This window comes from Micromonospora maris AB-18-032 (assembly GCF_000204155.1).
GTDB lineage: Bacteria > Actinomycetota > Actinomycetes > Mycobacteriales > Micromonosporaceae > Micromonospora > Micromonospora gifhornensis.
On the sequence record NC_015434.1, the window covers coordinates 4,021,501 to 4,047,925 of the forward strand.

General features: G+C 71.6%; 26 protein-coding genes. 13 read left to right on the top strand and 13 right to left on the bottom strand.

Annotated elements, in window-relative coordinates; translation table 11 throughout:
• Positions 1-6 precede the first annotated feature (6 nt).
• Entirely contained in the window at positions 7-789 is a 783-nt protein-coding gene (locus VAB18032_RS17785; protein ID WP_013734265.1) for an amino acid ABC transporter permease, read from the top strand.
• Positions 786-1,517 carry an amino acid ABC transporter ATP-binding protein gene (locus tag VAB18032_RS17790; RefSeq protein ID WP_013734266.1) on the top strand — a complete coding sequence of 244 codons (732 nt, stop codon included), beginning with the start codon at positions 786-788 and terminating at the stop codon, positions 1,515-1,517. Before VAB18032_RS17785 ends, VAB18032_RS17790 begins: the two co-directional genes overlap by 4 nt.
• Positions 1,518-1,581: 64 nt before the next feature.
• Here VAB18032_RS17790 and VAB18032_RS17795 read toward each other — a convergent pair whose 3' ends face one another.
• From VAB18032_RS17795 to VAB18032_RS17810, 4 genes are all read right to left on the bottom strand, one after another.
• Positions 1,582-2,091 carry a hypothetical protein gene (locus tag VAB18032_RS17795; protein WP_013734267.1) on the bottom strand — a complete coding sequence of 170 codons (510 nt, stop codon included), beginning with the start codon at positions 2,089-2,091 and terminating at the stop codon, positions 1,582-1,584.
• 139 nt (positions 2,092-2,230) lie between these two features.
• Positions 2,231-4,390, bottom strand: coding sequence for an ATP-binding protein (locus tag VAB18032_RS17800; protein WP_148272302.1), 2,160 nt, complete (start codon positions 4,388-4,390; stop codon positions 2,231-2,233).
• A gap of 82 nt (positions 4,391-4,472) precedes the next feature.
• Positions 4,473-6,098, bottom strand: a complete 1,626-nt coding sequence (locus tag VAB18032_RS17805; RefSeq protein ID WP_013734269.1) for an ABC transporter permease — start codon at positions 6,096-6,098, stop codon at positions 4,473-4,475.
• A complete protein-coding gene (locus VAB18032_RS17810; protein WP_013734270.1) occupies positions 6,095-6,997 on the bottom strand; it encodes an ABC transporter ATP-binding protein in 903 nt (300 codons plus the stop codon). Before VAB18032_RS17810 ends, VAB18032_RS17805 begins: the two co-directional genes overlap by 4 nt.
• A gap of 104 nt (positions 6,998-7,101) precedes the next feature.
• Between VAB18032_RS17810 and VAB18032_RS17815 the strand changes: the two genes are divergently transcribed.
• Positions 7,102-7,878: a TetR family transcriptional regulator gene (locus VAB18032_RS17815; protein WP_013734271.1), complete on the top strand. Its 777-nt coding sequence runs from the start codon at positions 7,102-7,104 to the stop codon at positions 7,876-7,878.
• Positions 7,879-7,900: 22 nt separating this feature from the next.
• Here the strand turns inward: VAB18032_RS17815 and VAB18032_RS17820 are convergent, their stop codons facing one another.
• Both VAB18032_RS17820 and glpK read right to left on the bottom strand, forming a co-directional pair.
• On the bottom strand, positions 7,901-9,232 hold the full coding sequence (locus tag VAB18032_RS17820) for a carbohydrate-binding domain-containing protein (RefSeq protein ID WP_013734272.1): 1,332 nt from the start codon (positions 9,230-9,232) through the stop codon (positions 7,901-7,903).
• 127 nt (positions 9,233-9,359) lie between these two features.
• Positions 9,360-10,877, bottom strand: a complete 1,518-nt coding sequence (glpK, locus tag VAB18032_RS17825) for a glycerol kinase GlpK (protein WP_013734273.1) — start codon at positions 10,875-10,877, stop codon at positions 9,360-9,362.
• Positions 10,878-11,134: 257 nt separating this feature from the next.
• Between glpK and VAB18032_RS17830 the strand changes: the two genes are divergently transcribed.
• Positions 11,135-11,641, top strand: coding sequence for an ATP-binding protein (locus VAB18032_RS17830; protein ID WP_013734274.1), 507 nt, complete (start codon positions 11,135-11,137; stop codon positions 11,639-11,641).
• 24 nt (positions 11,642-11,665) lie between these two features.
• Here VAB18032_RS17830 and VAB18032_RS17835 read toward each other — a convergent pair whose 3' ends face one another.
• Positions 11,666-11,980 (bottom strand): TraR/DksA family transcriptional regulator, encoded by a 315-nt coding sequence (locus VAB18032_RS17835; protein ID WP_013734275.1) that lies wholly within the window; start codon positions 11,978-11,980, stop codon positions 11,666-11,668.
• Positions 11,981-12,094: 114 nt separating this feature from the next.
• Between VAB18032_RS17835 and VAB18032_RS31830 the strand changes: the two genes are divergently transcribed.
• From VAB18032_RS31830 to VAB18032_RS17850, 4 genes are all read left to right on the top strand, one after another.
• Positions 12,095-12,307 carry a hypothetical protein gene (locus VAB18032_RS31830; protein WP_126710831.1) on the top strand — a complete coding sequence of 71 codons (213 nt, stop codon included), beginning with the start codon at positions 12,095-12,097 and terminating at the stop codon, positions 12,305-12,307.
• 105 nt (positions 12,308-12,412) lie between these two features.
• Entirely contained in the window at positions 12,413-12,802 is a 390-nt protein-coding gene (locus VAB18032_RS17840; RefSeq protein WP_013734276.1) for an SCP2 sterol-binding domain-containing protein, read from the top strand.
• On the top strand, positions 12,799-14,841 hold the full coding sequence (locus tag VAB18032_RS17845; protein WP_013734277.1) for an amylo-alpha-1,6-glucosidase: 2,043 nt from the start codon (positions 12,799-12,801) through the stop codon (positions 14,839-14,841). Before VAB18032_RS17840 ends, VAB18032_RS17845 begins: the two co-directional genes overlap by 4 nt.
• Positions 14,842-14,909: 68 nt before the next feature.
• Complete coding sequence (locus VAB18032_RS17850; RefSeq protein ID WP_043721148.1) at positions 14,910-15,422, top strand: NUDIX domain-containing protein; 513 nt, start codon at positions 14,910-14,912, stop codon at positions 15,420-15,422.
• A gap of 26 nt (positions 15,423-15,448) precedes the next feature.
• On the opposite strand, the gene VAB18032_RS17855 is transcribed toward VAB18032_RS17850, so the two are convergent.
• On the bottom strand, positions 15,449-16,618 hold the full coding sequence (locus VAB18032_RS17855; RefSeq protein WP_013734279.1) for an LLM class flavin-dependent oxidoreductase: 1,170 nt from the start codon (positions 16,616-16,618) through the stop codon (positions 15,449-15,451).
• A gap of 169 nt (positions 16,619-16,787) precedes the next feature.
• Here VAB18032_RS17855 and VAB18032_RS17860 point away from each other — a divergent pair, with 169 nt between their 5' ends.
• Genes VAB18032_RS17860 through VAB18032_RS17870 form a run of 3 tightly spaced genes read left to right on the top strand, consistent with a single transcriptional unit; the run spans position 16,788 to position 19,287 of the window.
• Positions 16,788-17,756, top strand: coding sequence for an aliphatic sulfonate ABC transporter substrate-binding protein (locus VAB18032_RS17860; protein WP_013734280.1), 969 nt, complete (start codon positions 16,788-16,790; stop codon positions 17,754-17,756).
• Positions 17,753-18,589: an ABC transporter permease subunit gene (locus VAB18032_RS17865; protein WP_013734281.1), complete on the top strand. Its 837-nt coding sequence runs from the start codon at positions 17,753-17,755 to the stop codon at positions 18,587-18,589. The genes VAB18032_RS17860 and VAB18032_RS17865 overlap by 4 nt, the downstream gene beginning before the upstream one ends.
• On the top strand, positions 18,562-19,287 hold the full coding sequence (locus VAB18032_RS17870; RefSeq protein WP_013734282.1) for an ABC transporter ATP-binding protein: 726 nt from the start codon (positions 18,562-18,564) through the stop codon (positions 19,285-19,287). Before VAB18032_RS17865 ends, VAB18032_RS17870 begins: the two co-directional genes overlap by 28 nt.
• Before the next feature lie 60 nt (positions 19,288-19,347).
• Here VAB18032_RS17870 and VAB18032_RS17875 read toward each other — a convergent pair whose 3' ends face one another.
• Positions 19,348-20,499, bottom strand: coding sequence for a YeiH family protein (locus VAB18032_RS17875; RefSeq protein ID WP_013734283.1), 1,152 nt, complete (start codon positions 20,497-20,499; stop codon positions 19,348-19,350).
• On the bottom strand, positions 20,499-20,642 hold the full coding sequence (locus tag VAB18032_RS32345; RefSeq protein WP_013734284.1) for a hypothetical protein: 144 nt from the start codon (positions 20,640-20,642) through the stop codon (positions 20,499-20,501). Before VAB18032_RS32345 ends, VAB18032_RS17875 begins: the two co-directional genes overlap by 1 nt.
• 278 nt (positions 20,643-20,920) lie before the next feature.
• Here VAB18032_RS32345 and VAB18032_RS17880 point away from each other — a divergent pair, with 278 nt between their 5' ends.
• Positions 20,921-23,221: a hypothetical protein gene (locus VAB18032_RS17880; RefSeq protein WP_013734285.1), complete on the top strand. Its 2,301-nt coding sequence runs from the start codon at positions 20,921-20,923 to the stop codon at positions 23,219-23,221.
• A 51-nt stretch (positions 23,222-23,272) separates the two neighbouring features.
• On the top strand, positions 23,273-23,764 hold the full coding sequence (smpB, locus tag VAB18032_RS17885; protein WP_013734286.1) for an SsrA-binding protein SmpB: 492 nt from the start codon (positions 23,273-23,275) through the stop codon (positions 23,762-23,764).
• Here smpB and VAB18032_RS17890 read toward each other — a convergent pair.
• The 3 genes from VAB18032_RS17890 to VAB18032_RS17900 all read right to left on the bottom strand — a co-directional run bounded on the left by VAB18032_RS17890 (position 23,750) and on the right by VAB18032_RS17900 (position 26,354).
• Entirely contained in the window at positions 23,750-24,820 is a 1,071-nt protein-coding gene (locus VAB18032_RS17890; protein WP_013734287.1) for a hypothetical protein, read from the bottom strand. The two genes, smpB and VAB18032_RS17890, sit on opposite strands and share 15 nt — an antisense overlap.
• Complete coding sequence (locus tag VAB18032_RS17895; RefSeq protein WP_013734288.1) at positions 24,724-25,779, bottom strand: glutamate ABC transporter substrate-binding protein; 1,056 nt, start codon at positions 25,777-25,779, stop codon at positions 24,724-24,726. The genes VAB18032_RS17890 and VAB18032_RS17895 overlap by 97 nt, the downstream gene beginning before the upstream one ends.
• 164 nt (positions 25,780-25,943) lie before the next feature.
• A complete protein-coding gene (locus VAB18032_RS17900; protein WP_013734289.1) occupies positions 25,944-26,354 on the bottom strand; it encodes a type II toxin-antitoxin system Phd/YefM family antitoxin in 411 nt (136 codons plus the stop codon).
• Positions 26,355-26,425 lie beyond the last annotated feature (71 nt).

The window sequence follows — 26,425 nt, forward strand, 5'->3', positions numbered from 1 at the left end:
TGACCCGTGGATCCGTTGCGCACCCTGTGGGAGACGTTCTTCGACTGGGAGTCGATGCGCGAGGCGCTACCCGAAATGATCACTGTCGGGTTGCCGAACACGCTGATCCTGGCGGTCACCGCCGCCCTGCTCGGCTCGGCGCTGGGCATCGTGCTGGCCGTCGCGGGCATCTCGCGAACCCGCTGGCTGCGGTGGCCGGCACGGGTCTACACCGACGTCTTCCGGGGCCTGCCGGCCGCGGCGACGATCCTGCTGATCGGGGTCGGCCTGGCCCCGCTCGGCATGCAGGTGTGGGGGCCCAACCCGTACCCGCTGGGCATCCTGGCGCTGTCGCTGATCGCGTCGGCGTACATCGGGGAGATCTTCCGCTCCGGCATCCAGTCGGTGGAGGCCACCCAGCTGGAGGCGGCCCGCGCGCTCGGCTTCTCCTGGGGCGAGGCGATGCGCCGGGTGATCATTCCGCAGGGCATCCGGCGGATCCTGCCGGCCTGGGTGAACCAGCTGATCGCCCTGATCAAGGACTCCAGCCTGGTCTACTTCCTCGGCCTGCTGGCCAGCCAGCGGGAACTGTTCCGGATCGGGCAGGACTACGCCGCCAACACCGGCAACCAGTCGGCGCTGCTGCTGGCCGGGCTCTTCTACCTGGCGCTGACGGTCCCGCTGACCCACGTCGTCAACTGGATCGACAGGCGACTGCGGCACGGCCGACCGGCCACCGGCCCGGCCGACGACGACCCCGACGACCTAGACCTGGCGCTGCCCGGCGCCGCCGGAGGGAACCAACGATGAGCGACTCGGTCAGCCTGAGCCTGCGCGACGTGCACCTGGCCTTCGGGCGTCACCAGGTGCTGCGCGGGGTGGACCTGGACGTGGCCCGGGGGGCGACCGCCTGCGTGATCGGCCCCTCCGGGTCGGGCAAGTCCACCCTGCTGCGGACCGTCAACCGGCTGCTCGAACCGGACCGCGGCGACGTGCTGCTGGACGGACGCAGTGTGCTGCGCGACGACCCGGACGCCCTGCGGCAGCGGGTCGGCATGGTCTTCCAGCAGTTCAACCTCTTCCCGCACATGAGCGTGCTCCGCAACATCACCCTCGCGCTGCGGCGCATCCGCAAGCTCGGCGAGGACGAGGCGGCAGCGGTGGCCCGCGAACACCTGGACCGGGTGGGGCTGGCCGCCAAGGCCGACGCCCGCCCGGCACACCTGTCCGGTGGCCAGCAGCAACGTGTCGCCATCGCCCGCGCACTGGCCATGCAGCCGCAGGTGATGCTCTTCGACGAGGCCACCTCGGCGCTGGATCCGGAGCTGGTCAAGGGTGTCCTGGCGTTGATGGCGGACCTGTCGGCGCAGGGCATGACCATGGTCGTGGTGACCCACGAGATGGGTTTCGCCCGGGAGGTCGCCGACACGGTCGCGTTCATGGACGCCGGGGTGGTGCTGGAGGCCGGACCGCCGGCCGCGATCTTCGAAGCGGCGCAGCACCCGCGCCTGCGCCGCTTCCTCTCCCAGGTGCTCTGATCCCAAGTGCTCTGATCCCAGGTGCTCTGATCCCAAGGTGCTCTGAGCAGCCCGGGGGCCGTCGTCACTGCCCCGTCGGCAGCTGCCCGTCGAACTCAGGGCAACGCTTCATGGTGTAGTCCGACACCGGCGGCATCGCCGTCTTGAGCCCCTCGGTGGTCTGGCCGACGCGGGCCCACGCCGCCGGGTCCTCGGGCATGCTCTTGCCGGAGGCGTCGATGACCGCGGCGTAGAACTCGCCGAGCGTCGTCACGTCGGACTTGATCTCGGCTGGTGCCGCCGCCTTCAACTCCTTCAGCCGGGTACGGGCCTGATCCAGCTCGGCCTTGCCCGCGCTCTCGGTGAACAGCGGGTCCATCGAGGTGCTGAACGCCTGCACCGCGTCGCACCAGCGGTCCCCGTCACCCGACCCGGTGTCCTTTCCGCCGCTGCCCTGGTCCGGCGCCTGCCCGCCGTCGGCCTCGCTGGTCGCGGCTGCCCCACCCGAGGCGGTGCCGTCGTCCGTTCCGCCGGCACAGCCGGTCAGCATGAGCCCGGCCGCGAGCACGACAAGCAGCCCTCGAACCCGTCCCATCGTCTTCTCCTTCGACCTGAACACGCCGACCACCCCCGTCTGCCTCCGGCATCGCCACGGTCGCGGCACCCGCCACGTCGGGTCCACCACGGTCGTGTCCGGACACCGAGCAGTCTGATCGGCGGTCTTCGGGGGCGGTTCAGGAATTGTTCAGGCGAGCCCGATCCGGTAGCGCGGCCGCGGCCGGCTCGACACCGATCTCGGCCATCCGCACGACGTACTCCTGATGGCGCCGGTTGGCCTCACCGTGCCGTCCGGCGGCCGACAGCGCGGCGATCAGGCCGAGGTGGGCCGGCTCGTCGTAACCGTCCTCGCCGACCAGCCGCAGGTACCAGCCGATCGCCGCGTCGGGCCGGTCCAGGTGCAGATACCGCCTCGCCAGCCGGCGGGTCACCTCGCGGTGCAGTGCGGACAGCAGCGCCCGGGGCCGCTGGACCGCCGCACCGACGACCTCGTCGTCGGTGCGGAGATCACCGGCGTACATGGCCACCACCGTCTCCAGTTGGCTCAGCAACCGGTCGTCGGCGGCGGTGCCGGTCGGTGGCGGGCTCGCGGTGTCGGCGACGACTGCCGCCCGGGCCGCGTCGTGGAAACGCCACGCGTCCACCACCACATGTGCCGTCCTCAGCTGCACGGTGGCCGAGTCGGTGATCAGGTAACGGTCCGCCGGATGTCGCCGACCCGGGTCGAGCACACCCCGTACGGTCGAGATCAGCACCGACAGGCGGCGCAGCGCCACCTCGGCGCGGGCCTGCGGCCACAGCGCGGCGGCCAGCGCGTCGCGGGCCACCGGTCTGCCGAGCTGCGCGGCCACCATGTGCAGCAGATCGCGCGCCTTGCGGGACTGCCAGCTGCCGACCGACACCGCCACGCCGGCCAGCCGCACCGCGAACTGGCCCAGGATCTGCACCTCCACCTCGGGCACCGGTGCCGGCCCGATCGCCGCCAACGGTCCGGCGACATGCCAGCCACCTTCCTGTACGCCGATGCGGCGCAGCCGCTCGTACGCGATCCGCTCCGCGACCAGGTCACCGGTGAGCCGGGCCTGGAGCAGGGCGTTGGTGGCGAGCGCGAACTCGTTGCCGAGCTCGGCCCAGATCGTCGCCGCCTCGACCAGGTCGGCGAGCAGCCGGCGTACCGTCCGGGGCGAGGTCGCCTCGGGGTTGGCGCGGTGGGCGGCGAGGGTGACGAGTTCCATGGCCTCGGCCAGGCCCGCCGTGTCCCGCCGGCGACCGGTCTCGGCGCGGACCTGTTCGCCGTACCGCAGGGCGGTGTGCGGGTCTCCGGAGCAGAGGGCGACCCAGCCGGCGGCCAGTTCGGCGACGGTGGGGCCGGCGGAACTGGGCAGCGACAGGGCCCGCTCGGTGTGGCGGGCCGCCGCCTGCGGGTCGTCGGCGTAGCTGAGCCGGGCGAGCCCGGCGCACGCCTCCACCAGCACCTGCGCGTTGCCGTCCGGTTCTCCCATGGCCAGCGCCGCCCGGTAGGCGGCCACCGCCTGGTGGTTCGCCCCCCGGACCCGGTGCACTCGGGCGGTGAGCGTCAGCCCGAAGGCAGCCAGCGGGGAGCCGGCCCGCTGCCACCGGGCCAGCGCCTTGTCCGCGTCGCTGCGGGCGCGATGCAGGTCACCCAGGCCGAGCCACGCTTCCGCGCGGTTGTGCAGCGCCAACGCGAGCAGCATCTGCTGGCCGAGCAGTTCGCCGAGCCGGACCGCCTCGTCGAGTTCCTCGATGGCCGGTCGGTAGTGTCCCTCCTCGACCAGCCGCGACCCGACATTGCACCGGATCCGCAGTTGCTGCCCGAAGTCGCCGGCGCGTTCGGCTGCCGCCAGGGCCTGGGCGTACGCGTGCTCGTTTCCCGCGCGGTCGCCGTCGCCGAACGCGGCCAGCGCCTGTGCCAGGTAGGCCGCCGCCACCGCCGCGTCGTCGGCGCTGCGTTCGGCGACGGCGACCGCATCGGTGGCCAACTGCCGGGTACGCGCCTGGTCGCCCTGAGCCCAGCGGGTCGCGGCCCAGCCGGCGAGGACCTGGGCGCGGTCGGCGAGCGTCGACGGGTCCTGGTCGTCGAGGTCGAGGTCGACGCGGCGATAGCAGGCGTCGGCCGCGTCGAACCGGCCCTGCTGGTGCAGCAGCACACCGAGCCGCCAGGCCAACCCCGCGGGTAGCGGCAGGTCCGCCGGGACGGCCGCCAGCCGACGCAGGGCCTCGTCCTGGTGTCCCTGGTGGACGGCCGTCTCGATCGGGGTGAGCAGGTCGCGCATGCCCGGACCGCCCGTGCCGTGGCCTGAGCGTCCTCGTCCCACCTCATCGAGTCTAGTGAGCCTCGCCGCACCGACCCGCCGACGCGCGGTGGGCGTCGGCGGGAGCGCACACGAGAAGACCTGGTCACCGTGGGGTGTCGCGGTGGCGGAAGGCGGCCAGTCCGACGGCCAGCAGCACCACCGCCACGGCGGTGAGGGCGAGCAGCGGCGGTACGGTCGCGTCGGCGGCGGGTACGGACGGCACGTGCGTGTACGGGGACAGGTTGAGGGCGGCCTGCGGCAGGTCGAGCACCGTACCGAGCTGGCCGAGCAGCAGGAAGACGATCAGCGACGCCCAGCTCAGCCCGACCGACAAGCGCGGCAGCGTGCCGAACAGCGCGGTGACCACCCCGGCGACCACCAGCAGCGCCGGTAGCCGCAGCAGCGCCGCCCCGGCCAGGTCGACCGTCCAGCCGACCGGATCACCGTCGGCCACGCCGTACCCGAGGCCGGTGGTGATCCCGGCCAGCAGCACCAGCACCGACGCGCCGAGGGCCGCGCCGAGGACCTGCGTGCCGAGCCATCGGGTACGGCTGACCGCCGTGGCGAGCAGCGCCTCCAGGATGCCGTCGGACTCGTCGGTGCGGGTCCGCAGCAGCGCCTGCACCACGTACGCGCCGATGGTCAGTGCGAAGATCCCGAGCATCGCGGCCAGGTACGCGTCGACCAGTTCGGCACCGCCGCCGAGCTGGGCGATCACCTCGGCCGCCTGCGGGTTCTCCGCGATCATGGCGTCGACCTCGTGCCCGGCCGCGCCCATCGCGAGACCGAGAATCGTCACCGCGACCGCCCAACCGGCCAACGCCCCCCGGTGCAGCCGCCAGGTCAACCCGGCGGGGCTGAGCAGCCCGGACGCGGCCCGGGCCGGCCCACGACGGGCGGCGAGCAGGCCCGCGCCGACGTCCCGACGCTCGGCCAGCAGGTAGGCCACGGCGACGCAGGCGACCAGCAGGGCCACCGGCAGGGCCAGCGCCCACAAGCGTTCCGGACCGAAGGCCCGGACCTGGGTGCCCCAGCCCAGCGGGGACAGCCACACCGGCCACGCGCTGTCCAGGCGGGTCGCGGCGGCGGCCCGCTCACCGAGCACGTCACCGGCGGCACGCAGCAGGAACGCGACACCGACCGTGGCGGCGGCGAGGGCGTTCGCGCCGCGCGAGGTGACGGTGAGCTGGGCGGTGACGGCGGCGACGCCGGTGAAGGCGACACCCACCCCGCCGACCGCCGCCGCGGCGGCCACCGACCCGGCGACCGGCAGGCCGGTGCCGACCAGAGCCAGGGCGAGCAGCCCGGCGGCCAGCACGTTGGCACCCACCACCACGACCAGGGCGGCGGTGAGCAGGGCGTACCGCCCGACCGGCGCGGCACCGAGCAGTTCCGCCCGCCCGGTCTCCTCGTTCTGCCGGGTGTGCCGGGTCACCGCGAAGGTGCTGAGCAGGGCGGCGAGCAGAGCCAGGGTCAGGTACGACTCGGTGACCACCACGGCACCGATGTCCGTGCCGGCGATCGGACCGTTGAAGGCCCGGGCGACCACGCTGGTGATCGCGGTCTCGGCGTAGCCGAGGCGGGTCTGCGCATCGGGGTAGAGCCCGGCGACGCTCTCGGCGATGGCGTACCCGATCAGGGGGGTGCCGAGCACCCAGATGCCCAGCCGGACCCGGTCGCGGCGCACGGCGAGCCGGGCCAGCCGACCGGTGCCGGTGAGGGTGCTCATCGGGCACCGCCGTCGGTGACGGTGTCGCCGTAGTGGCGCAGGAACAGCTCCTCCAGGGTGGGCGGCGCGCTGGTCAGGGCCCGGACCTGGAAGCGGAGCAGGTGAGCCAGCAGCGTGTCGAGGTGCGCCGGCTCGACCTCCAACCGGACCCGCCCGTCGACGGCGCGAACCTCGTGCACCCCCGGCAGCTCGGCCACCCCGGTCAGCGGGCGTACGGTCTCGACGGTGACCGTGGTGCGGGCCAGGTGCCGCAGCTCGGTGAGGCTGCCGGACTCCACGATCCGCCCCTCCCGGATGATGCTGACCCGGTCGCAGAGCGCCTCGACCTCGGCCAGCACGTGACTGGAGAGCAGCACGCTGGCACCGCCGGCGGTGAGTTCGCGGACCTCCTCCTGGAACACCGCCTCCATCAGCGGGTCGAGGCCGGAGGTCGGTTCGTCCAGGACGTACAGCTCGACGTCGGAGGCGAAGGCGGCGACGATGGCGACCTTCTGCCGGTTGCCCTTGGAGTAGGTACGGCACTTCTTCGTGGGGTCCAGTTCGAAGCGGTGCAGCAGCTCGTCGCGGCGGCGTTCGTCGAGGCCGCCGCGCAGGGCGCCGAACAGGTCGATCGCCTCGCCGCCGGAAAGGTTGGGCCAGAGGTTGACGTCGCCGGGCACGTACGCCAGCCGCCGGTGCAGCGCCACCGCGTCGCGCCACGGGTCGCCGTCGAGGACCCGTACCTGCCCGGAGTCGCGACGCAGCAGGCCGAGCAGGATCCGGATGGTGGTGGACTTGCCGGAGCCGTTGGGGCCGAGGAAGCCGTGCACCTCCCCCGGTTCCACCCGCAGATCCAGCCCGTCGAGGGCGCGTACGCTGCCGAAGGTCTTGACCAGGTTGTCGATGGCTATCACGGACATGGGGGCCTCCCGCCGCACCGAACACGACTCACTGCACTGACCGATGGTAAGGGCTCGATGCGAGTCTGTCCGACCGCCGGTCAGGAGCGGCTACCCTCGACGGCATGACCTTGGCGGAGACCGACGGCACCCGCGAGAGGATCCTGCGCGCCGCGTTCGACCTGTTCACCGTGCACGGCTACCAGCGCACCTCGTTGCGCCGCATCGCCGAACGGCTCGGGCTGACCAAGGCCGCGATCCTCTACCACTTTCCCAGCAAGGGGCACCTGCTCACCGCCCTGGCCGAACCGATGGTCGGCGACCTGGAGAGGCTTGTCGACGCCGCCGAGTCGCTGCCGCCCGGGCCGGCGAGGTGGACGCTGCTGGAGGGCTGGGTGGACACCATGCTGGAACACCGCGGCCGTCTCGGTCTGCTCCTGCACGACCTCGCGCTTGTCGATCAGGGCAGCACCTACCAGCGGCTGCTGCGCATCGCGATGCGGGCCAACCAGATCCTCGCCGGCCCCGACCCGAGCCGACGGGACCGGGTCCGCGCGGTGCAGGCGATCGCGATGTGCAGCGACCCGGTGGTGTTCCTCATGGAGGTGCCCGCGCCGGTGCTGCGCGCGGACATGCTCGACAACGTACGCCGTCTGCTCGCCGACGAACCCGCCGCCGCCGATTCCCGGGGCGACGACGACGAGCCGGCGGTCCGGGCGGTGGGCCGGCGGCGGCCCGGCCGACCCCGCTCGATGGGCCCGGAGCAGCTGCTGGCGGCCCGCCGGATGCATGCGGCAGGTACGCATTCCATCGACGAGATCGCCGCCGCCTGCGGCGTGTCCCGGGCGACCCTCTACCGGCATCTCAATTCGTCGGACAATAACGAGACAGTATCGAGATAGTTTTGCGACGCGGGTCGCGGGATCAGCGCACCAGACCGAGACCGGTGTACCGGCGCTCGTGCGCCGGGAAGTTCTCGGTGGTGTGCGGCGCGTAGATCCAGGTGCGCAGCGAGTCCGCCGCCGTGTCGATCTCGACCAGCCGGACCGGATTGGTCCGCTTGGAGTGGAAGGTCTGGAGGAACGAGTAGATCCGGTTGCCGTTCACACCGGTGTCCACCCGCGACGCCGCCGTGCCGGTGTGCCCGGAGAAGACGAACCGGATGTTGGGATAGCGCCGCACCAGGTTGTCGAAGACGTACTGCGGGCTGCTGGCACCGAATCCGGCGCTCTGCCCGATGCTCGCGTCGCTTTCCAGGTAGTGGTGGGTGACCAGGACGACGTTGTGGCGCGGGTGCGCGGCGACCACCTGCTGCGCCCAGGTGACCGCCGCCCGCCGGGGCCACAACTCCAGGGTCAGCACCAGCCAGTGCACTCCCCCGGCCGTGTAGGTGGCGTACGCGTTGTCGACCTTGCCCGCCTCGAACTGGCCCTGCACCGACCCGAAACGCGCGGCGGTGAAGTACCTGTTGAACACGGCGGTGTCGCGCAGCAGCGGCCCGGCCGGGCTGCGTGGCTTGCCGTCCGGGCCGAAGACCTGCCCGTCGTGGTTGCCGATGGCCAACGTGTACGGCACCCCGGCCTGCTCCAGCGGGCGCAGCGCGTTGCTCGCCCGCACGTACTGGACGTGGTCCGAGGTGTCGTAGTTGATCACATCCCCGGAGTGCGTGACGAAGCGCAGATCCAGCGCGTTGCGCTGCGCCACCAGCCAGTCGATCCGCTGCCGAAACCGGTTGTCCGCAGCGTCCAGCACCTCCTCCTGGGTGTCGGGGACGACCGCGAAGCTGAACCTGGTGTCGGTCGGCGGCGTCGCCTCGGTCCGGACGTACGCCAGGTGGACGTTACGGTCGCACGCGCCGGTGTAGCGGTCGTTGACCAGGTCGATCCGGACGGTGTGCTGCCCCGCGGGCAGCGGCGCGCCGACCTGGTAGGCGCCGTAGTCGGTGGCGCTGACCACGTCCACCTCGCCGACCGGGGTGCCGCCCACGCTCACCCGGATCGTGGGCCACCCCTCGCAGTGGTCGCCGATCGCGCCCACCACCAGCGTCCCTGCGCCCTGCACTGTGGTCAGCGCGTAGCTGGTGTTGCGCCACAGGGTGGCATGGGTGCCCGACGCCGGCTCCGGTGTCCCGGTGGCCGGCTGGATGGATCCGTTGACCACGGTGAACGGTGACGACGCGGCCGCGTTCGCCGATCCCGCCAACACCCCGGCCGACAGTACGACGACGATCGCCACGATCGCGCGCGTGACCCGCATGGCTGCCCCTCTCCACGCCTGGCCCCCGTGCCCGACATCGGGGATGTTAAGCCACATCGGCCGGATATGCCCGGCAACGGCCCGTCAGTGGGCGCGCCCCGCCGGCGACCGGCACCGGGAGGTGAGGTCACTCCACGTCCACCCAGTCGAGCGTGCGCCCGACCGCCTTCTGCCAGCCCGCGTACCCGGCCGCGCGTTGCTGCGCCGACCAGGACGGGTGCCACCGGCGGCTCTCGTTCCAGTTGTCCCGCAACTCGTCGGTGTCCTTCCAGAAGCCGACGGCCAGCCCGGCGGCGTACGCGGCGCCCAGCGCCGTCGTCTCGGCGACCACCGGCCGGCTGACCGGCACACCGAGGATGTCCGCCTGCAACTGCATGCACAACTCGTTCACGGTGACCCCACCGTCGACCTTGAGACACTCCACGGCCACCCCGGAGTCCTGCGCCATGGCCTCGGCCACGTCCCGGCTCTGGTAGCAGATCGCCTCCAGCGCGGCCCGGGCGAGGTGGGCGTCGGTGTTGTAGCGGGACAGCCCGACGATGGCCCCTCGGGCGTCGGCGCGCCAGTGCGGGGCGAACAGGCCGGAGAAGGCCGGTACGAAGTAGACCCCGCCGTTGTCGTCGACCTGCCGGGCGAGGTCCTCGCTCTGCGCGGCGGTCCTGATGATCTTCAACTGATCGCGCAGCCACTGCACGGCGGAACCGGTGACGGCGATGCTGCCCTCCAGCGCGTACACCGGCTGTTCGCCGGCGAACTGGTAGCAGACGGTGGTGAGCAGTCCCGACTCCGAGCGGACGATCTCCGTACCGGTGTTGAGCAGCATGAAGTTGCCCGTACCGTAGGTGTTCTTGGCCTCGCCCGGCGCGAAGCAGACCTGCCCGACGGTGGCGGCCTGCTGATCACCCAGGTCGCCGGTGATCCGGACCGTGCCGGCGAACGGACCGCCCGACGCGGTGGTGCCGTAGGCGTGTGGGTCCGACGACGCGACGATCCGGGGCAGCATCGCGCGGGGGATGTCGAAGAACGACAGCAGCTCGTCGTCCCAGTCGAGGGTCTCCAGGTTCATCAACATGGTGCGGCTGGCGTTCGTGGGGTCGGTGAGGTGCACACCGCCGTCGGTGCCGCCGGTGAGATGCCACAGCAGCCAGGTGTCGGTGTTGCCGAAGATCGCCTCGCCGCGTTCGGCGGCGGCCCGCACCCCGTCGACGTTCTCCAGGATCCACTGGATCTTCCCGCCGGAGAAGTAGGTCGCCGGTGGCAGCCCGGCCTTGCGCCGGATGATCTCACCGCGACCGTCGCGGTCCAGGGCCGCGGCGATCCGGTCGGTACGGGTGTCCTGCCAGACGATGGCGTTGTAGTACGGCCGGCCGGTGCGCCGGTTCCACACCACCGTGGTCTCCCGCTGGTTCGTCACGCCGAGCGCGACCAGGTCGGAGGCGGCCAGGCTGTGCGTGTTCAACGCGGTACGCACCACCGTCTGGGTCCGTTCCCAGATCTCCAGCGGGTTGTGCTCCACCCAGCCGGCCCGCGGCAGGATCTGCTGGTGTTCCAGCTGGTGGCGACCCACCTCGTTGCCGCCATGGTCGAAGATCATGAAGCGGGTGCTGGTGGTGCCCTGGTCGACGGCGCCGACGAAGTCAGCCATGTCCGGATCTCCTTGTCATGCTCGTCGCGCCCCTGGCCACTACGGGCGCGGTCCGGCCACGCCGCATCCGACTGTGGTGGCGGAGCGTGGCAACGGATTGAAGCAGAGCAAAGCACGACCAGGGCACGGCGGCCACCGCGACGCCCGCCGCACCCGACCGGCGCATCGGGCCGCGAAGCGTCGCCGAACCGTCCGCTCGCAGGAGCTTGCCGTCGGGCAACGGGTGCGGATGTCGCCGGACGACGTAATCTGCCAGCATGAGCAACCTCGACCGACCGGATGCCAGCGGCCCGGACGGCGCCTCATCCGGCGGTGACGAGGTCGACTCATTACTCTCGCTGTCGTTCACCGGGCAGACGGTGACCGCGCTGCGACACCTGCTCGCCGCGCGGATCGCCGCCGCCGGTCTGCGCGGCGACGCGGCCGAGGATCTCGTCCTGGCCGTCCACGAACTGGTCACCAACGCCGTGCTGCACGGGGGCGGCCGGGGCCGTCTCGAACTGCTCCGGTACCCCGACCGCCTGGTCTGCGAGGTGAGCGACCACGGGCCCGGCGGGCTCGGCCTGACCGTGCAACGGCCGGCCACCGACACCCCGGGCGGTCGCGGGCTCTGGTTGGCTCATCAGCTGACCGGAGCGTTGACCCTCACCCACCGCAGCGATGGCATGACCGCCACGGTCACCGCCCCACTGATCTCGGGCCCGACCGACCCCACCCGGGCGGAGGGCACCGCAACTGGCGACGGCGGGCTGCCGCACCGGTGATCCGGTCCGGCAGCCCGTGCCGGGTCAGCCGTTCTGCTTCTGCTGGCAGGGCACGCAGAAGCGGGCCTGCGGCAGGATCTCCAAGCGCTCACGCGGGATGGCCGTGCCACACTTCTCGCAGTCGCCGTAGCTTCCGCTGCTCATCCGTCGCAGCGCGTCGGTGATCTGGGCCAGGCTCTGGCGGGTGGCGGCGATCAACGCGGCGTTGGTGTGTGCCTCGGCCGGGTCGCCGGTGTCAGCGGTCAACTCGGTCAGCCGCGCGGTCTGCGCTTCGAACTCGTGCGTCAACGTCGTCCTGAGGTCGGTCAGCCACTTCTGGTCGAACGTGTCGGTGCTCATGTCGGATCCCTCTCCTGGAAAATAGAAAAGGGCCGAAGCCTTTGGCTTCGCCCTTGGTCGTCCGGTGGGTTGGACGATTCCCGGAGGGCTCCGGCCTGCGGGGCTCGGCTGGCCGTGACCAACCTGCCCGGAAACCCAGACCGTGCGAACCGCCGCAGCCAGCACCGGCGTCGCCGTGACGACGGCGACGCGGTTCATCAGCGCGACGGGGTACATCGAACCACCATAGACGCATTCGCAGGGCAAACCAACGGCAATATCGAGGACCTGGCCGCCGGAGCCGACGGCCCGGCCGAGGAGGGCTCGTACCAGGATCAAAGCCGCTAAAGTGACAAACAGCGGCGGGGTCTGCGCTCCACCCGACCGACCGTTCGCGCGGATTCGGTCCTTCGCTGCCGATCGTCGCCGGACGGGACCCTTGGAGTTGGTGCGATGTCGGAGTCGGTTCGGGCGTTTTTCGACGACCTCACCCACAGCGGTGGTCGGATGCTCCGGAAGGTCTCCGGCAGCGTGCGCTTCGATCTCGCCCACCCCCGCGGAGTGGATCACTGGCTGGTCACCATCGACCAGGGCCGGATCACCGTGTCCCAGGGCGGCGCGGTGGAAGCCGACACGGTGATCGGCGCCGACGAGACGTTGTTCCTCCGGATGGCGCACGGGGAGATCAAGCCCTTGTCCGCCTGGCTGCGCAACGACTTCACCGCGGACGGCGAGTTCCGTTTCGTGATCATGTTGGAGCGCCTCTTCGCCCCGCCGAAGGGGGCCCGCCATCCGCGGGTCGCGGCGATGCTGCCGTCGGCGGACGATCGGGAACCCGCATGAAGCGGATGGTACGCATCCTCGACGGCAACATCTTCGCGCTCAGCGAGGACAACGGGGACATGACCTTCGACCCGCCCAGCCCGAGCGGGTTCTTCGTCTTCGACACCCGCTTCCTGTCCACCTGGCGGCTGACCCTCGACGGCGAGCAGTTGCACCCGCTGGCGATCCACGAGCCGAGCTACTACGAGATCCGCTTGTTCCTGGTCCCCGGCAACCCGACGCACTACGTCGACGCGAAGGTCTCGATCATCCGGGACCGGTGGATCTCCGACAGCAGCTTCACCGAACGCCTCACCGTGCTCAACCACACCTGCGAGCCGGCCGAGTACGTGTTACGCATCGACATCGACAGCGACTTCGCGCCGATCTACAACGTGGTCTGGCCGCGGGCGACGCGGTTGCGCGGATATCGGGAGGTGTCCGAGGACCGGTTGCGGCTCGGCTACCGGCGGGAACGGTTCCACCGCGCCACCGAGGTCTCGACCACCGAACCGGCAGCTGTCGACAACCAGGGGATGACCTACCGGATACAGGTCGACCGACAGGGGCGGTGGAGCACGACCCTGACCGTCCGGAGCCTGGTCCTCCGCCCGGACGGTGCCGACGTACGCGAACAGTTGGGGCACACGCACGGCCAGGTCGGCACCCAGTTGCGCCACGACCTGAGCCGGTGGCTGGCCGACGCGCCCCGACTGCACTGTGACTGGCAACCGCTGACCACGACCTATCGACGCGGCCTGACCGACCTGGCCGGCCTGCGATTCGCCCCGCTCGCGATGCCGCACGAGACGATGCTCACCGCCGGCCTGCCCTGGTCGGCCACCATCGTGGGCCGCGACGCCATCCTCACCTGCTACCAGACCCTGCCCTTCGTCCCCCGCACGGCCGCCACCACGCTCCGGCTGCTCGCCCTGGACCAGGGCACGGTGCTCGACGACTTCCGGGACGAGGAACCCGGGAAGATCCTCAACGAGTTCCGGTACGGGGAGTTGGCGGCCTTCGAGGAGCGACCCCAGTCCCCGTACTTCGGCGGCGCGGACGTCACGCCGCTGTTCGTCGTACTGCTCGACGAGTACGAGCGGTGGACCGGCGACGGCCAACTGGTCCGCGACCTGGAGGAGGCCGCCCGCGCGGCCCTGCACTGGATCGACGAGTACGGCGACATCCGCGGCGACGGCTACCTCTGGTACCGGCGGCGCAACGAGAACAGCGGTGCCATGAACCACTGCTGGAAGGACTCGCCGGAGGCGATCTGCTACCGCGACGGCCGGCTGCCGGGACTGCCCCGCGCCACCTGCGAACTGCAGGGTTACGCGTACGACGCCCGACGTCGCGGGGCCCGGCTGGCCCGTGAGTTCTGGGGTGACCCGGCGTACGCCGACCGCCTGGAACGGCAGGCCGAGGAGCTCAAGCAGCGGTTCAACCGGGACTTCTGGATCGAGCAGGGCGAGTACTTCGCGCTGGCGCTCGGCCCGGACGGCGACCACGTCGACGCCCTCGCCTCGAACATGGGCCACCTGCTGTGGAGTGGCATCGTCGACGAGTCCCGGGCCCCGGCGGTGGCCCGACACCTGCTCGGGCCCCAGATGTTCTCCGGCTGGGGAGTGCGGACGCTGGGCACCGGACAGGCCAGGTACAACCCGCTCGGCTATCACCTGGGCACGGTGTGGCCGTTCGACAACGCGTTGATCGCCGCCGGGCTGCGCCGGTACGGCTTCGTCGCCGAGGCCGGGATCATCGCCGAGGGCGTCATCGACGCCGCCCAGCACTTCGGCGGGCGGATGCCGGAGTCGTTCGCCGGCTACGAACGGGCTCTGACCCGCTATCCCGTGCCGTATCCGGCGGCGAACAGCCCGCAGGCCTCCGCGACCGGCTCGACCTTCCTGCTGCTGCGCACCCTGCTCGGCCTCGAACCGTACGGCGAACACCTGGTGGTCCACCCCGCCATCCCGCAGCGTTTCGGCCGGATCGAGTTGCTCGACATCCCCGGACGGTGGGGGCGGATGGACGCGATCGGCAACGCCCGCATCACCACCTGACCACACTGGACGGTCGACCCCGACCCGGGCCGGCGACCACGGGCGGGCGGGGCGTAACGTGCATCGACATGACCGGAGTAGCCCACTCGCACTGCTCGTACTGCGGCACGGCATATCCCGCGGAGGCCGGTTGGCCCCGGCTCTGCGCGAACTGCGGTCAGACGGTGTGGCGCAATCCGCTGCCCGTCGCGGTGGCACTGCTGCCGGTGCTCACCCCGGACGGTATCGGTGTGGTGGCCGTGCGGCGTGCCATCGAGCCCGCCCGTGGGCTGCTCGCCCTACCCGGCGGCTTCATCGAGTACGGCGAGCGGTGGGCGCAGGCGCTGGTGCGCGAACTGCGGGAGGAGACCGGGCTGGTCGCCGACCCGGACCAGGTCGACCTCGTCGCGGTGCAGAACGCGCCGGCGGGCGGCACCCTGCTCGTCTTCGGTGAACTGCCGGCGCGCCCGATCGAGGAGCTGCCCGCCTCGGCGCCCACGGCGGAGGCCACCGAATGGTTGGTGCTGACCCGGCCGACCGAGTTGGCCTTCTCCACGCACACCGAGGTGCTTGCCGACTTCTTCGCCCGCCACGCCGGCTGACCCGCCCGGTTCCGCGTGACGACTCCCTAGCCGCGCCCCGCCGGCACCGGTGGGGTGGCGAACGGGATGCCGGTGGGTTCGGGCACGCTCACCGCCGGTCGGGCCGGGTGCCGCCACAGGCCACGCTCACCCAGCACCGGCAGCACTCCCTCGCCGAACCAGTACGCCTCCTCCAGATGCGGCTGTCCGGACAGGACGAACTCGTCGATGCCGAGGGCGTGGTACTCGGCGATCCGGTCGGCCACCTCGGTGTGGCTGCCCACCAGGGCGGTGCCCGCGCCGCCGCGGACCAGCCCGACGCCGGCCCAGAGGTTCGGCGAGACCTCCAGGCCGTCGCGGGACCCGCCGTGCAGGTCGAGCATCCGGCGCTGCCCCTCCGACTCGCTGCGACGCAGCCCTTCCTGGGCGGCCCGGATGTCGGCGTCGGCGATGCCGTCGAGCAGCCGGCGGGCCTGCGCCCACGCGTCCTCGCTGGTGTCGCGGGCGATGACGTGCAGCCGGATGCCGAACCGGACGTCGCGTCCGGCTTCGGCGGCCAGCCCTCGGATCCAGTCGAGCTTCGCGGCCACCTGCGCGGGCGGCTCACCCCAGGTGAGGTAGACGTCGCTGTGCCGGGCGGCGACCGGACCGGCAGCGGCCGACGATCCTCCGAAGTAGACCGGCGGCACCGGGTCGGGCAGCCGGGCCAGTCGCGCCCGTTCGACCCGGACGTACGGTCCGTCGTGGTCGACCGTCGCACCGCCCCACAGCGCCCGCACCACCGTCAGGAACTCGTCGGTACGGGCGTACCGGGCGTCCTTGTCCAGGAAGTCGCCGTAGGCGCGCTGCTCGTGGGCCTCGCCACCGGTGACCACGTTGACCAGCAGCCGCCCACCGGAGAGGCGCTGGAAGGTGGCGCCCATCTGCGCCGCCAGGGTCGGTGAGAGCAGGCCCGGGCGGAAGGCCACCAGGAACTTCAGCCGCTCGGTGACCTCGGTCAGCATGGCGGTGCTCAGCCAGGCGTCCTCGCACCAGGCGCCGGTGGGCGTGAGGGCGCCGACGAAGCCCAACTGCTCGGCCGTACGGGCGATCTGGCCCAGATAGGCGACGGTCGGCGGACGGGAGCCGCCGGCTCTGCCCACCGGCACGCCGTGACCGCCGCCCACGATGTCCCGGCTGTCGCCGTACGTGGGCAGGAACCAGTGGAAGGTCAACATGGCTCGATCCTCCGGGCGCGGGTTGGCTGCTCCGACCGGCCGTCCTCGACGCGCTCGGGAACGACCACGCGAACAGACTACCCATAAAACCTATCGAGTTAGTAGGCTGCTGTCGCCGCTGGACCTCATCGATGTCCACGGGACCCCTTTTCGCCGTCGAGGAGTGCTCATGCGTACCCCTGCCCCGCGCCGTTCCCGCGTCGTCACCGCCGCCCTGACGGTGCTCACCCTGGTCGCCGTCGGGGCGCTGACCGGCTGCGCCGACGATCCGGCCGGCAGCGACGACACGCCCCGACTGCGCATCGGCTACCAGCGTTTCGGCGGGCTGAGCCTGGTCAAGGCCCGAGGTGAAGCGCCGGACGCCGAGTGGTCGCTGTTCGAGAGCGGACCGGCGCTGACCGAGGCGCTCAAGGCCGGCTCCATCGACATCGGCCAGACCGGAGAGGCACCGCCGATCTTCGCCGCCGCCGGCCGGATCCCGTTCCAGATCATCGGGACCTCGGAACCGGTCCCGCAGGGCGAGGCCGTACTCGTCAAGGAGGACTCCGGCCTGCGCACCTTCGCCGACCTCAAGGGCCGTACGGTGGCGCTCAACAAGGGCTCCAACGTGCACTGGCTGCTGGTCCGCCTGCTGGAGGCCAACAACCTGACGTTGTCGGACATCAACGTCAAGTACCTCAAGCCCGCCGAGGCCCGGCCCGCCTTCGACAACGGGCAGGTCGACGCCTGGATCATCTGGGACCCCTACTTCGCCCTCGCCGAACGACCCGGGGTACGGATCGTCGCCGACGCCACCGGCCTGGCCAGCAACCGCGAGTACGTGCTGGCCCACCCGGACGCGTTGACGAACAAGTCCCCGCAGATCGAGGCGTTCCTGCGCACCTACCGCACGGTCACCGACTGGGGTATCGCCAACCCCACCGAACGCGCCGCGGTGCTCGCCCCGGAACTGAAGATCCCCGAGGACGTCACCAGCCGGGCGCTGGCCCGCAGCGCCCGCGCGCTGGCACCGGTCACCCCGGCCGTCGGCGACGAGTTGCAGGCCATTGCCGACGGGTTCACCACCCTCGACCTGATCCCCGGCACCGTGGACATCCGGGCCCGGATCGACGGGCGATTCAGCGAGGTGTTCGAGTGACCCGGGCGACCGCCGTACGGCCCGCACCTGTCACCGCCCCGCCCGCCGCACCGGGCGGGCCCGCACGGCCCGGACGCGGCCTGGCCTGGCGTCGGTCGACCACCCCGCTGCTGCTGGTCCTCGGGTGGGAACTGGCGGCCCGGTCCGGGGTGCTGGCCGCGGAGAAGCTGCCCGCACCCAGCGCGGTGCTGGCCACCGGTTGGCGACTGACCCGCGACGGCACCCTGCTGACCCACCTGCTCGACTCGCTCACCCGGGCCGGCGTCGGGTTGCTCATCGGCGGCGGACTCGCCGTCCTGCTCGGCGCGCTCGCCGGACTGCTGCGCATCGGCGACGACCTGGTCGACCCGCCGGTGCAGATGGCCCGGATGCTGCCCCACCTCGGGTTGGTGCCGCTGCTGATCATCTGGGTCGGCATCGGCGAGTCGCTGAAGATCAGTCTGGTCGCCCTGGGCGCGTTCTTTCCGCTCTACTTCAACACCTACGCCGGCATCCGGGACATCGACGAACGGCTGGTCGAGGCGGCCCGCACCTGCGGGCTGGGAGCGCTCGCCCGGCTGCGACACGTGGTGCTGCCGGGCGCGCTGCCCGCGCTCTTCCTCGGCCTGCGGCTGGCCATCGGCGCGGCCTGGCTCAGCCTCGTGGTCGGCGAGCAGGTCAACGCCCAGACCGGCATCGGCTTCCTGATGATGGAGGCCCGTGAATTCAGTCAGACCGACGTGGTGGTCCTCGGCCTGCTCGTGTACGCCCTGCTCGGCCTGCTGTCCGACGTCGCGATCCGGATCGTGGAGAGGAGGACGCTGACATGGCGTCGCGGACTTCGAGCCAGCTGACCGGGCCACTGCTCACCGCGACCGGCGTACGCCGCCGGTTCGGTGCCACCACGGTGCTGACCGGCGTGGATCTGCGCATCGCACCGGGGGAAGTGGTCGCCCTGCTCGGCGGCAGCGGCTCCGGCAAGAGCACCCTGCTGCGGGTGCTCGCCGGCCTCGACGACGAGGCCACCGGCGAGATCACGTTGCGCGGCCAGGCGGCGGTGGTGTTCCAGGAACACCGTCTGCTGCCATGGAAACGGGTGGCGGACAACGTCGCGCTCGGTCTGAGCGGTCCGGACGTGGCCGAGCGGGTCGCCCGGGCGCTGGCCGAGGTCGGCCTCGCCGAGCGGCACCGGGCCTGGCCCGCCGAACTCTCCGGCGGGCAGGCGCAGCGGGTGGCGGTCGCGCGGGCGCTGGTCCGCGAGCCGGACCTGCTGCTGCTCGACGAGCCGTTCGGCGCGCTCGACGCGCTCACCCGGCTGCGGATGCAGGGCCTGCTGCGCCGGCTGCGGGCCGAACACGGCTTCGCCGCGCTGTTGGTCACGCACGACGTGGAGGAGGCACTGCTGCTCGCCGACCGCCTGCTCGTCCTGGAAGCCGGTGTCATCGCCGAGGAACTGCCGGTTGACCTCGGGCCCACCCGCTCCCCCGACGATCCGGCCTTCGGCGCGCTGCGCCGCCGGCTGCTCGACCGCCTCGGCGTACCCGCCCTGTGAGGACCGGCGCGCGGCCGGGAACCGTCGTCCGGTCCCCCGGCCGCGCGCCGGTGCCGCCTCTCAGCTGAGGGTGAACCCGGCGAACAACAGCGAGGCCAGGCCGAGCGCGAGAACCAGGTTGAACACGGTGGCAGCACCGAACACCGCGATGGGACGCCAGCCGGCCTGCCGCAGCGCCGCCACCCGGACCTCCAGGCCGATGCTGACGAACGCCAGGATGAAGAACCAGGTCCGCAGGTCGTTGACGATCGCGATGGTGGCCTTGCCGTCGGCGCCGACCGCCTTCAGGTACCAGGTGGCGATCACCGACGCCGCGACGAAGCCGAGGACGAACTTCGGAAAGCGGCGCCACAGTTCACCCAGCCCTGGCCGGGCCGACCCGGGCCGCCGTTCGACGTGCAGGGCGAAGTACGCGGTAAGCGCCACCGCCACCACGCCCATCAACGCGTTCTGGGTGACCTTGACGATGCTGGCGATCTGGAGCGCGTCCTCGCCGGCCAGCGCCCCGGCCGCGGTGACCGCCGCGGTGGTGTCGATGTTGCCGCCGATCCAGGCACCGGCCACCGCCGGTGACAGCCCGAGCACGTCGGCCAACCAGGGCAGCAGGAAGATCGACGGAAGGGCAAAGACGATCACCAGGCTCGCCGTATAGGCGAGTTGTTCACGACGGGCGCGGACCGCCCCGGCGGCGGCGATGGCGGCGCTGACTCCGCAGATCGACACCGCGGAGGCGAGCAGGGCGCGCAGCTTGTCGTCCAGGCCGAGCCGCCCGGCCAGCCACCAGGTGAACAGGAACACGCCGGAGATCAACAGGAGCGCCTGGGCGATGGCGGGCCCGGCGGCACTGGCGATCACCGCCAGATTGATCGAGGCACCGAGCAGCACCAGGCCGGTCTTGATGAAGAACTCGGTACGGAATGCGGCGGCGATGCGGTCGTGTAACCCGGTCAGCGTGACCACCAGATTGCCGAGCAGACCGAGCACGATGGCGTAGACGGGATATTCGATCGCCGCCGCGACATCCTCCAGCGCCGTGCCGGCCGCCCACTCGGGCACCTGCTGTTCGAGATAGCGGGTGAGCGCGGCGAGGAGCACGACCACCAGCAGGCCGGCGGCCGTCCAGGCCCAGAACCTGCGGTCTCGCGGCGGCGGGGCGAGGAGCCCGGCCTGCGGCGCGGTCTGCGCGGCACCTCGGGTTGCCTCGGTGGCCATCAGGGCACCAGCCCAGCGGGGATCGCACCGGCCAGGACCAGGCAGAGCAGAGCGAGACCCAGGATGGTGGCGGCCCAGTCCTCGTTGATGGAGAACCGGCTTTCGGGTGCGGTGGGTGACGGTTGGGGTTCCAGCTTGGTCATGATCGTCTCTTTCGACAGATCGACGGGGCGGACCGCCCGCCGACGGCGGAAGCACCGATGAAGTAGGCCTATATTCCTACCGGGAAACTAGGTTTTCAAGCCCTTGTCCGTACCCGTTCGTCGGAGCCCGCCGCATCACCGGCAATCCCGCCCGGCACAAGGTCCACCCATGCCGCAGGCGTGACCGGCGACGGCGCGGGTAGACGGCGACGCCGCACCCGCAGCGGTTCGGTCGGGTTCCGCCACGCCCGGCCGGCGGAGACGACCCCGGGGGACGAATGACAAGCGGACCGCAGGCCCACGTCGATGTCGTGGAACTGCGGGTCCATGGTGTGTCCGGCGCCGGGGCCGAGCAGATCCTGAACCGTCCGCACAGCTACCAGGTCGCCGGGGACGGCAGCGGGGGCTTCTACCGGCCGCATCCGGACTATCCGGATGCCAAGGGCCCGGCCGGGGTGACCCTGGAGGCGTACCGGTGGAGCGATCTGCCTTCCGGGACGACGGTCCGGACCTTGTCGCTGATGTTCCTGTTGCCGTTCATGCTCTGCAACGTCGCCATCTGGATGCGACCGGCGACCCAGGGCACCTCGGGCGCGGGGATCAAGGCGACCTGCCGGCTGCTCGCCCTCACCCTCACCATGCTGTACGTGCTCGCCACGATGGGGGTGGCACTGGACCTGATCGCCGTCCGGTGCATGTCGAACCCGTTCTGCACGGCGAACCGGCCGTGGTTGTCCTGGCTCAGCGGACGACCCACCGGCCTACGCCTGTCGGTGCTCGCCCTGGCACCGGCCGCCGCCCTCGGGCTCGTCTGGCGGCTCGGCACACGACCGGGGCACAACTTCGACGCCTTCCACCGGGCGACCAACGAGTCGAAGCCCCACGCACTCAGCGCGGTGGGTCAGTGGGACGGCGCGCCGCTGGTGGGTCGCCTGCGTTCGCTGCACGTCGCCGCCGGCTTCGCCACCCTGAGCATCGGCCTGCTCATCGCCCGTTGCTTCGCCGGCACGTCGGCGCCGAGTGTCGCTCTCACCGTCGTGGCGACCGCGATACTCGGTGCCTGCGTCACGATGCTCTGCGTCCAGCGGTGGATCGACGCCCCGGACAGCGGACGGGCTGACCGGTTCTGTTCCTTTCTGCGCACCGCTGCCTGCGTGCTCACCGTAATGGTCCTGGTCGTGGTGGCGGTCGACCCGACACCCTGGCGATCGGCGGTGGGGTTGCCCGGATACAGCGTGATGGTCGGCCTGGTCATCCTCGCGCAGACGGCCCTGCTGTTCACCCTCGGCGTGGCGGCCCTCGCCACCCGTGGTCAACTACGCGACAAGGTGAGCGTGGCGGGCCGGGCGCGCGGCGGGGGCATCGACCCGGAGGAGTCGCGGCGTGGATTCGGCTGTGACGGGCTCGGATCGGGACCGTTGCAGGGGCTCGGCGCACCGGTCATCGCCGCCACCGCGACCGGTCTGGCGCTCGCCCTCACCGCAGACCTCGTCTTCCGGGTCGCGGATCTGCTCAACCGCCGTGCCCGGGCCGACGACGAACGCACCGTCTCCGCGCCGCTCGGCTTCAAATGGGCGATCTTCGTGTTCCTGCTGGCGGCGGTGACCGTCCTGGTGGGCGCGGTGGTGCTGAACCTGGCGAGTCGGTCCGTACGGATCAACAGCGCCCGGGCCACCGTGGCCCGCGACTTCCCCCATGCCCCCGCCGCAGCCCGGCACCGGCTACAGCAGGTCGAACACACCATCGCCCGAGCACGGTTCACCGAACGTCTGGAGACCCTCGCGGTGATCTACGCCGGTGTGGTCGGCGCGGGGTTACCCACCATCCTGCTCGGAATGTTGCAACTCGCCCCCGGCCACGTCGTCGAGCAACTGACCGGGATACCGGAGGCGGCGACCAACTTCGGCATCCAGGTGGGCAGCTTCCTCATCGCGGCCGTGGTGCTCGCCCTGCTCATCGGCGGCATCTTCGCCTACCGCACGGCAGAGTTCCGCCGGTACGTCGGGGTGCTGTGGGACCTGGGCACCTTCTGGCCCCGGGCGGCACACCCGTTCGCTCCGCCCTGCTACGCCGAACGGGCGGTGCCGGAGCTGAGCCGACGGATCACCTACCTCACCGAGCAGGGTCACGGCGTCCTGCTGACCGGGCACAGCCACGGCGCGGTGCTGCTCGCCGCCACGGTGCTGCAACTGCCCCGTGAGGTCTGCGGCCACCTGGCCCTGCTCACGTACGGGTCCCCACTGCGCCGGCTGTACGGGCGACTGTTCCCCGCGTACGTCAACGAGCAGGTGCTGCTCGATGTGGGCAGGCGGGTGAACTGGCGGTGGCTGAACCTGTGGCGCGACACCGACCCGATCGGCGGTTGGGTCTTCTCACCGCACCGCCCGGGCCGGGATCCGGTGCTGCCCGGGCCACCGGGCACCGTCGATCGACGCCTCCGTGACCCGGTCGACGTGGTTCCCCCGCCCGGCGACAGCGTGCCACCACAGATCATCGGGCACTGGCCAGGCGAGGCCGATCCCCGGTTCCGGGCCGCGGTGACGGATCTGGCCGACCGGCTGCGCAACCGACTGCCCTGAGCAGGGCGCTCGGCGACGTCGGTTCCACCGACGGCGGATATCCTTCGCCGGGTGAGCACCTCCCGCAGTGGCGAGCGGACCTTTGTCGCATCGAACCGCAAGGCCCGGCACGACTACACCATCCTCAAGACGTACGAGGCCGGGATCGTGCTGGCCGGCACGGAGGTCAAGTCGCTGCGGGCCGGCCGCGTCTCGCTTGTCGACGCCTTCGCCCAGGAACGCGACGGGGAGATCATGCTGTACGGCCTGCACATCGCCGAGTACGGCTACGGCAGTTGGACCAACCACGCTCCCCGCCGGACCCGCAAGCTGCTGCTGCGCCGAGTGGAGATCGACCGGATCCTGGCGCAGATCCGGGAGGGCGGGTTCACCCTGGTGCCACTGTCGATGTACTTCTCCGACGGCTGGGCCAAGGTCGAACTCGCCGTGGCCAAGGGCCGCAAATCGTACGACAAGCGTCAGGCGCTCGCCGCCCGCGACGCGGACCGGGAGATCGCCCGCGAGTTGGGCCGTCGTCTCAAGGGGCGGTCACGGCCCAGCTGACGGCGAGGGCGCCGGCAACGGCACCAGACCGCCGCAGCGCGGATCGGGCGGGCCCACCGGTCGACGCGGCATGAGCCATTCCAGCGCGGTGTCCTCCACCGGCCATCGGGCGACGGTGACCCGGCTGCTCGGCACCCGGTCGGCGTCCGGGCAGAGCACCTGCGCCCGCACCTCGTCGTTGGGCAGGAAGCGGACCTCGCCGGAGCGGCTCAGCACGATTGTCATCCGGTCGGTCACCGTCACCGCCTCGCCCAGCACCACCTCCTGGGTCTGCGGCTCACCGACCTCGACGGCCACCGCAGGCAGCAACGGGACGCGCAGGAACACCGCTCCCGTCAGCAACGGCAGCAGCCCGCCGACGGCGTAGATGACCGTCCGGGTCACCGCCGGGGCCATCCGCGCCGGCACCGGGCCGGTCAACACCAGCGCACCGGCGGGCGGGAGCGCCAGCAGCAGGGCCGTGGCCAGCTCGCCGTGTCCGACGGCCGACCGGATGGCCGGTGCGAGCCAGGCGTAGCTGGCCGCCGCCACGACGACCGGCAGGATCAGGCCGGTGGCCAGCAGCAGTCGCGGTCGATCCGGGTAGCGGCTGCGGGTGTGCAGGGCGACCAGCCAGACCAGCATCATCACCAGCCCGGGCAGGAACCGCAGCTGCCAGGTGAGGGCGGCGAGCGCCGCCGCCACGACCAGCACCCAACCCGGCGTACGCGCGGCGGCGTACGCCAGCAGCGAGCGCTCCGGGTCGAACCGCTGCGGGGCGCTGACCTGCAACAGTCGACCGAGCACGACCGGCACCAGCACCACCAGCGGTACCGCCCAGACCAGCGCGATGAGCAGTGCGCTGAGCAGCCCGAGCGGACTGACGTACTGCACCAGCAGCAGCATTGTCGACATGTCCTGTCGACTGAGCCGCCACAACCGCAGCACCAGCAGCAGTACCGGGAATGCCGGCAGCAGGGTCAGCAGCCACTGCTGCGTCTGGCGCGCACCCGGACGGCGGCGGCCGACAGGCCCGGCCGTGGTTGGTTCGGGTGCCGCCAGGCGGACCTCTCCCATGGCCACTGCCGCACCTCCACCTTGTCCGCCGGGCCGGGCGGTGGCTGCTGGTCAACCGCAACCTGCTGCTGATCGTTGTACTTCTGGGAGTAGCCGAAGTAGCGGTCGAAGGCCGTCCGCCACCGCTTGCCGTTACGGCCGTTGCGCGCCTCTTCCAGAGAGAGATTGACCAGGTCACGCATGGCCGGATCGGGGCCGGTGTTGACCCCCCACAGTTCATCACCGTCGGCACCGATGTCGAAGTGACGCAACGGCTTGGGGTTCGTCAGCTTCTTGACCGGCGGTGCCTGCTCGGCGAGGGGCGGAGCCACGAATCCGGCCAGCACCGCCGCGTCGGTGGTGACCGCGTCGATCGTGCCGTCGTACAGCTCCTGGATGCACTGGCTGATCCGGTTGCGGCCGTGGGCCTGCGCACCGGCCGCGGCCAGGTTCTGCTCGGCCGTCGAGGTCGCCAACGTGCAGACCTTGCGGCCGGCGAGATCGGCGAACGTGGTCGGTGCCAGCTTGCTGTCGGCGCGGGTGACCACCGACTGCTCGGTCTGCAGGTAGGGCGCGGAGAAGACCACACCCTGGCGTCGGCGATCCTCGGTGATGCTGTACGAGGCGATGACCAGATCGACGGTGACGAAGCGGCCGTCCGGAGTGCGGGCCTGCCGACGGGCCCGGTCCTCGCTCTCGATGGGCAGAAACCGCACCCGTGGCGCGTCGAAACCGAGATCCTCGGCGATCATGTAGGCGATCTCGATGTCGAAGCCCACGAACGCGCCGTTCTCCAGCAGCTGCGACACGCCCGGCTGATCGTCCTTGACCCCGATCAGCAGCTCCTGCTTGCCGGTGAGCCCGGCTCGTTCCCGCAACTGGTCACGACTGGGCGGGCCGGTCACACTGACCACCCGCACCACCGTGACCGCGGCCACCACCAGCAGCACGAGCAGCGCGGCGAGGCGCAGCCACCGCATCCGGGGCGTGGGACCGGAGCTCGCGGGCGCGCCGCTCGATGCTTCGGATCCGCTCATCGTCACCCCCGGCTACGCCCATCGTGAGGGTCTATTGTGGCCGACCAGCACCACCGGGTGACCCACAGTTACCCAAGCGAGATGCGTGTCGAGGCGACGCAGGACGATCAGCCGTCGAGCAGGTCGGCGTGTCCGGCGCGCAGCCGGGCCAGCTCGGCGTCGCCCGGCGCGGCCCGGCGCTCCAACGCGGCCCACACCTCGGCCAGCGCCGCCCGCATCGCGCACAGCTCGGCGGCGTGTCGGCGACCGGCCTGCTCACGCTGCGCTTCGAGGCGACGGGACCAACCCGCGGTGACCTCGGCGAGCCGGCCGGCGTCGGCACGAGCCTGCGCGGCGCTGCGGGCAGCGTCGGCCGGCACGATCGCGGCGACCGGCCGGGAGTCACCGTCGCGGGTGACCACGGTGACGGTGTCGGTCAGCTCCGCCATCGCGACGAGCTGACTCAGTCGGGTGCGCGCCTCGCGCAGCGGCAGCGAGCGCGGTGGGGTGTTGCGCGGGGTGAGGGCGGGGACAGCCATGAATACATGATGGGTACCGGGTACGACACTTTCCGCCACCGTCCATGAGGGACCGCGCAGATCGGTGCGCG